Raw genomic sequence first — 2478 nt, forward strand, 5'->3', positions numbered from 1 at the left:
GTAAGCGCTGTTTTCAGGCCACGGCTTTGAGTTCGTGCCTTGCGGCATAGGTCCACGGCAGCAGGTCGTCGATTTGGCTATTTGGATGGCCGTTGGCGATCCTGGTGAGGACGTCTGAGAGATAGGCCAGTGGCTCGACATGGTTGAGCTTGGCAGTCTCGATGAGCGAGGCGATGGTTGCCCAGTGTTCGGCCCCGGCGTCGGAACCGGCAAATAGTGCATTCTTGCGATTGAGCGCAATTGGCCTGATGGATCGCTCGACGGTATTGGAGTCGATCTCGATCCGGCCATCGTCGATGAACCGGGTCAAGCCATCCCAGCGTGACAAGGCATAGCGGATTGCTTCGGCGAGCTTCGTCTTCTGACTGATGAGGCCGAGTTGTTCGCGCAGCCAGGGAGCGAGGCTATCTGTGATCGGTCGGCTCTTCTCTTGGCGCGTGGCGGTACGCTCCTCGTGTGTGAGGCCACGTATCTCGTCTTCAATCCTGTAAAGTTCGGCGATGCGTTTGAGCGCCTCGCTGGCAATGGGTGCTGGACCGGCGGCGGCGAGTTCATAGAAGCGGCGGCGAACGTGAGACCAGCAGAAAGCCAGTGACACGGTGTTCTTTGCCGCGAGTGGGCGATATCCACTGTAGCCGTCGACCTGCAGAATGCCGACGAAGCCGTCGAGATGGGCCATCGGTCGCTCGCCTTTGCGATCCGGGGCATAGATATAGGCGACGCCGGGCGGGTCATTTCCTTGCCAAGGGCGGTCGTCCCGCGCATAGGCCCAAAGCTGCCCGGTCTTAGTCTTGCCACGACCCGGGTCGAGCACGGGGGCTGTCGTCTCGTCGGCGAAGAGCTTCGACGATGACTTCAAATGATCGAGCAGCCGCTGATGGACAGGACGCAGATGCCAGGCGGCGCGACCGACCCAGTCGGCGAGCGTCGAGCGGTCGAGGTCGATGCCTTGACGCTTATAGATTTGCGCCTGGCGATACAGTGGCAGGTGGTCAGCATATTTGGAGACCAGCACCTGGGCGACGGTGGCCTCGGTCGGAATGCCGCCTTCAATCAGTCTTGCCGGGGCCGGAGCCTGGACCACGACTTCTTCGCAAGCCCGGCAAGCATATTTCGGGCGGCGCAGCACAAGCACGCGGAACTGGGCGGGCACAATGTCGAGCTTCTCGCTGACGTCTTCGCCGATCCGATGCAGGTCATTGCGGCAGCAGGGGCAGGCATGGTCATCAATATCAACTACGATCTCGATGCGCGGCAGATGGGCTGGCAGCGAACCTCTGTTCGTGCGCCGTTTGGCGACCTGCGCCTGTCGAACAGCAGGGGAGGCTTGCTCATTGTCTTCCAGACCGGCAGCCTCGACTTGCTCGGCCTCTTCAAGCCCAAGCAGAAGCTGGTCCTCGGGAAGCGTCTCGGCACGGCGACCGAACCGGTGGCGCTGCAATTCCTTGATGATCTGACGCAGGCGGGCATTCTCCGCCTCGCGCGAAAGCACCATCGCTTTCAGCGCGTTCAGGTCATCCGGAAGCTCGTCCGCCGTTATCGTCATGGATCGAGAACAGCATATTTTGCCGCTCAGAACGAGAGGCAGGATGATGATGATTCAATTGGTCGCGGCCGCTATCCAGCCTTTATCGGGGTGCGCGTTTCGCTCGGCGTATGCACGCGTTTCCAGTCCAATCCCTCGAACAGAGCCGAGAATTGGGCGGCCGTCAGATGCATCGCGCCGTTCTGCATTCGAGGCCAATGGAACTCGCCATCCTCAAGCCGCTTGGCAACCAGGCACACGCCGCTACCGTCCCAGAAGACCAGCTTGATCCGGTCCGTTCGTTTGGCCCGGAACACGTAGATCGTGCCAGAGAATGGGTCAGCACCCATCTCGGCTTTCACGAGCGCCGCCAATCCGTCAGCGCCTTTGCGAAAGTCGACGGGCTTGGTGGCGATCATCACCTTTACCGCACCGGACGGACCAATCACGACTGAGCCTTCAACGCCTGGATCACAGCAGCAATTGTCGCGCTGTCCGTGCCAGATGCGATCCTGACGACCGCGCCGCCAACCTCCAGCTCGATTGCCGCAACTGGAAGTGCGCTCCTCGTAATCGTCTTTCGCCGTGTCGGAGGCGGCTCTACCGGACGATCAATTACTGCTGCCACAAACATCGGCGGCGAGTCTTGCTGCGCCTGACTCCGCGCCTGCCGACGCCAGGTAAACAATTGTCCGGGAGACAACCCGTGCCGACGCGCAACAGCACTGACCGACATCTCGCCGCTATAGCTCTCGGCGACAATTCGGTCTTTCTCCTCGTCGCTCCAGTCGCGGCGACGGCCAGTTCCCGTAAAAACCTCAAACCGTTGCACCGGCACGTCTGCACTGGTGCCATGCGTAAACCCTGTAATCGTCATATGTCGAAGCCTCGTTCGGCAACAACATCAACAATCACGCGCTGATCCGGAAGGTGGGGTCAAAACACCGCTTACG

Annotated in this window: 3 protein-coding genes; all 3 read right to left on the reverse strand. The window is 60.6% G+C overall.

The window, feature by feature from the left end; all coding sequences use genetic code 11:
- Positions 1-13: 13 nt before the first annotated feature.
- On the reverse strand, positions 14-1546 hold the full coding sequence (gene tnpC, locus GGI60_RS31590) for an IS66 family transposase (RefSeq protein WP_183782590.1): 1533 nt from the start codon (positions 1544-1546) through the stop codon (positions 14-16).
- 71 nt (positions 1547-1617) lie between these two features.
- Entirely contained in the window at positions 1618-1974 is a 357-nt protein-coding gene (gene tnpB, locus GGI60_RS31595; RefSeq protein ID WP_183782588.1) for an IS66 family insertion sequence element accessory protein TnpB, read from the reverse strand.
- Positions 1971-2402 (reverse strand): IS66-like element accessory protein TnpA, encoded by a 432-nt coding sequence (tnpA, locus tag GGI60_RS31600; protein WP_148195283.1) that lies wholly within the window; start codon positions 2400-2402, stop codon positions 1971-1973. Before tnpA ends, tnpB begins: the two co-directional genes overlap by 4 nt.
- Positions 2403-2478 lie beyond the last annotated feature (76 nt).

Origin of the sequence: Rhizobium lentis, from assembly GCF_014200175.1 — a bacterium.
GTDB lineage: Bacteria > Pseudomonadota > Alphaproteobacteria > Rhizobiales > Rhizobiaceae > Rhizobium > Rhizobium mulingense.

Excerpts from the sequence above, each read along its gene's own strand:
- tnpC (WP_183782590.1), bottom strand. The coding sequence starts at position 1,546 with ATGACGATAACGGCGGACGAGCTTCCGGATGACCTGAACGCGCTGAAA.
- tnpA (WP_148195283.1), bottom strand. The coding sequence starts at position 2,402 with ATGACGATTACAGGGTTTACGCATGGCACCAGTGCAGACGTGCCGGTG.